The organism is Pseudoalteromonas sp. 78C3 (assembly GCF_002836695.1).
In the GTDB taxonomy this organism is placed as follows: Bacteria; Pseudomonadota; Gammaproteobacteria; order Enterobacterales; family Alteromonadaceae; genus Pseudoalteromonas; species Pseudoalteromonas arctica.
This window is the reverse complement of sequence record NZ_PJAV01000016.1, coordinates 1-4,101: the sequence shown is the minus strand read 5'-3', so window position 1 is coordinate 4,101 and position 4,101 is coordinate 1. Positions and strand designations below refer to the sequence as shown.

General features: G+C 43.0%; 2 protein-coding genes. One reads left to right on the top strand and one right to left on the bottom strand.

The window, feature by feature from the left end; genetic code table 11:
• Positions 1–329: 329 nt before the first annotated feature.
• Entirely contained in the window at positions 330–2,912 is a 2,583-nt protein-coding gene (locus tag CXF76_RS00405; RefSeq protein WP_101162777.1) for a TonB-dependent receptor plug domain-containing protein, read from the top strand.
• 81 nt (positions 2,913–2,993) lie between these two features.
• Here CXF76_RS00405 and CXF76_RS00400 read toward each other — a convergent pair whose 3' ends face one another.
• Entirely contained in the window at positions 2,994–3,995 is a 1,002-nt protein-coding gene (locus CXF76_RS00400) for a branched-chain amino acid aminotransferase (RefSeq protein WP_257983256.1), read from the bottom strand.
• Between the last annotated feature and the right edge of the window lie 106 nt (positions 3,996–4,101).

Sequence of the window (4,101 nt, the reverse complement as noted above, 5' to 3'; positions counted from 1 at the left end):
ATGATCATTATAAAAAACAACCAAATGTAATTATAAAAACCCTTAAATTAATTGAATGTTATTCAATTGACTGACTTTGTTAATTAAGTATATGTTCAAGGTAACAAAGAGGTTTATACCAATCCGCTTAATTAAGTGATCTATTTTGAGGATGGAAAAACGTGTTGATAGCTAGGCAAAAAATTCGCTATTTAGTTGCTCCAAATGAGAATTTTTTAACGCAGGTAACGGCACGTTTAGCCCCTAAAAATGATTAAGTATTATTGCGGGTTGGTATTAATCTTTTTGTACAAAACTAAAATAATTCAATGGGTATGGGGAAATACAGCATGAATAGAAAACCGTTATTTAAATTACAGCAATCGGTACCACAAATATTACTCGCAATGAGCGCGTCTGCTGCACTACTTGGTTCGCTCTCAGTAAATGCTGCAGAGCAAGACACTAAAGCAGAAGAAAACATCGAACAAATAAGCGTAATTGGTTCTCGCCGATTAGGCCGTACAGTAGAAGACAGTGCAGTACCCATCGATATAATTGGTGCAGATGCACTTAAAAATTCTGGCTTTACTGAAACGAATGCCCTACTTAGCAGTTTATTACCCAGCTTTAACTTCCCGCAGGCATCCCTTACTGATGGCAGCGACCACGTACGTCCTGCTCAACTTCGTGGCTTAGCACCCGATCACACCTTAGTGCTTGTTAATGGTAAACGCCGCCACAGCAACGCATTACTTAACTTAAATGGCTCAACGGGTCGTGGTTCATCATCGGTTGATTTAAATGCGATACCAGCAAATGCTATTGCCCGTATTGAAGTATTACGCGATGGTGCAGCAGCGCAATATGGCTCTGACGCTATAGCTGGTGTTATTAATATTGTACTTAAAAGTGCCAGCAGCGGTGGTTCAGTTGCCGCTATATATGGTGCTAACGTAACCGAAATGGACGGTGTACCACAGCTTAAATCAGTATCTGAAGGCAGTGATGGTAATTTAGCCTTTACCGAAGGGGGCGATCGCTCTTTAACAGACGGCCAAACACTAACGCTGCAAGGTAATATGGGTTTTGAACTTGGCGATAATGGCTTTTTAAACATCTCAACAGAATACCGCGACCGCCATTCAACTAACCGCTCAGACTACGATAACCGTGAAAACTACGCACGCATAGATGACGGATCAGTAGATGGCGCGCTTGACCCACGTGAACTGACTGTAAATCGTTACAACCATAACTTTGGTAATGGCGATGTTGAAGATTTTTCAATGTTTTATAACGCAGGTTACCAGTTAATAAACGAAGTCGACTTATATTCGTTTGGCTCTTACAGCAAACGTGAAGGCGAAGGCGGCGGGTTTTATCGCCGTGCAAGCGATAGCCGTAATATAGAAGAAGTATACCCTGATGGCTTTTTACCTGTTATTACCTCAGACATAGATGACTTTTCACTGGCACTTGGCGCTAAAGGTTTTGTAAGTGAATGGAATTACGATGTATCGGCCGTATATGGTCAAGATGCATTTGAGTTTGGTGTTATAAATAGCTTAAATACCTCATATGGCCCTACTAGCCAAACAAGCTTTGATGCAGGAACACTTACCTACGATCAACTTACTTTAAACGTTGATTTTAGCCGCGAGGTAGACGTCAGCTTTTTAGAAAGCTCGGTAAGTGTAGCTGTAGGTGCTGAGTATCGCCGCGAAGGATATCAAATAGATGCAGGCGAAGAAGCTTCATACGCACAAGGCACATTTGGCCCAGGAGGCGCAGTAACCGACCCAGTTGATGGCCCATTTGGCGCAGCGGGGGCACAAGTATTCCCGGGGTTTACACCCGAATCAGAGGGCGATAACAGCCGCCACAACGTGAGCTTATATATAGACCTTGAAACCTACCTAACCGACGATTGGAATTTAGCGGTTGCCGCCCGTTATGAAGATTACTCAGACTTTGGCGATACACTTAACGGTAAAATTGCAACTCGTTATTCATTAACTGAAGACTTAGCACTACGCGCCTCAGTATCTACTGGTTTTAGAGCACCTTCTTTGCAGCAGCAATACTTTACCTCAGTGGCCACTGTATTTGTTGATGGCGAACCAACCGAAACAGGTACGTTCGCACCAAGCAGCGATGTAGCAAAAGCACTGGGCTCACCTGGCCTTGATGCAGAAGAAGCAACAAACTACGGCGTTGGTTTTACATGGTCTACCGACTTTAATTTCAGCTTATCGGTTGATTACTACCAAATATTAATTGATGACCGCATTGTGCTATCAAACAACTTATCGGGCGATGCTATTGCCGATTTACTCCAAGGCACAGGCGCTAACCAAGGTCGTTTCTTCTTAAATGCAATTGACAGCAAAACCCGTGGTGTTGATGTGGTTGCCTCATATAATGTAGCAACTGATGGTTACGGCGATTTAGCCTTTAACCTAGGTTATAACTACGGCAAAAATGAAGTAACAAATATTATCGACCCACCAGCAGAGCTTCAAGGTGCAGGGTTTGATCAAGACAACTTGTTCTCAGGCACTGAGCTGCGTCGTTTTGAAGTAAGCACACCGCGTAATAAGTACAACTTAAGCGCTACGTGGACTAACGACGACATACGTACCACTCTTAGAACAACGCGTTACGGAGAAACTCAAGACCCTTCAGACAACCCTGAACGTAACGAAGTGCTTAAGCCTAAATGGATAACCGACTTAGATGTCGCCTACTCGCTTAGTGAAAACGTATCGCTTAGCTTAGGTGCTAATAACATTTTTGATGTTTACCCAGATGCAACCCGTGAAAATGTTGACGATGTAACCACCTTCTCACGTTTATTTGCTTACTCTAGCTTCTCGCCGTATGGATTTAACGGACGCTACGTGTACGGTAAAATAGAAATGAAGTTCTAATAAGCACAGCTTAAAGTAACCAAACACACAAAAGCCACCGATTAGGTGGCTTTTTAATGCGAGTTGCGATTAAATCTATAATTAGATTTTAGTTAACCAGCCGTGCTTGTCTTCACTTTTACCCCATTGAATATCGTTCAATGCTTGGCGAAGGCGCGCAGTCGTTGGGCCTGGCTCGCCAGTACCTACTTTGTATTCTTTATCGTTATGAATAAACGTACCCACAGCAGTTAGTACAGCTGCAGTGCCCGAAAGCGCCGCTTCAGTACCTGGTTTAGCAGCACGCTCTAGTAGCTCAGTAACGCTAAAGTTACGCTCGCTTACCGTCATACCTAAATCTTTTGCTATGGTTAAAATACTATTACGCGTTACACCGTGTAAAAACGTGCTATCAAGCGCTTTAGTGATAATTTCGTTGCCATCAATAAGTATAAAGTTAGCAGCACCGGTTTCTTGTACGTCGCCACCTGGGCAAAATAAAATTTGATCTGCTTGATACTTAGTTCGTGCAGCACTAATAGGTGCTAGAGCACTGGCGTAGTTACCACCACTTTTTACCATACCCATGTGCGGAGCGCAGCGCATACCATCTTCTTCAAGCAGTACGCGCAGTGCAGTTGCACCACCGGCAAAATAATCACCTACTGGCGATAGTAACGTGTATAAAAGCGAGCTCATTGATGGCGCAGCCGCTTTACCAATTGCAGCCTCAGTACCAATGTGCGTTGGGCGAATATACATAGAGCCCGGTGGTAATGGCGTTTCATCTGCGTATTCGCGCATAATATCGATAATCATCGTTTTTAGCATATCGCTGTCAAAACTCGGTAAGCTTAATAGCGCTGAGCTTTGTTGCATGCGTGCAATGTTTGCATCCATTCTAAAAAGATAAACAGAACCATCTTCATGGCGAAAGGCTTTTAAGCCTTCAAAACATGTACTTGAATAATGAAGAACGTGCGCACCAGCATGAAGTTCAAGTTTATCGGAAGGGACAATTGAGCTCTCGCTCCATTTATTATCAGAAAAACGAGCTTGAATCATCTGCGGCATAAACACGGTACCAAATGCGGCCATTTTAATCTCTCTTGTGTGGTCTATTTCCCTCCATTGTATGACAATCACACGCTATTTAACCATAGCTAAAGTAAGGCTTTTTTAATTAACTATGAGAATTTTTTGCAAGTGC

What these genes read in the sequence shown, in the direction of transcription:
- CXF76_RS00405 (WP_101162777.1), top strand. Translation starts at nt 330, where the DNA reads ATGAATAGAAAACCGTTATTTAAATTACAGCAATCGGTACCACAAATA.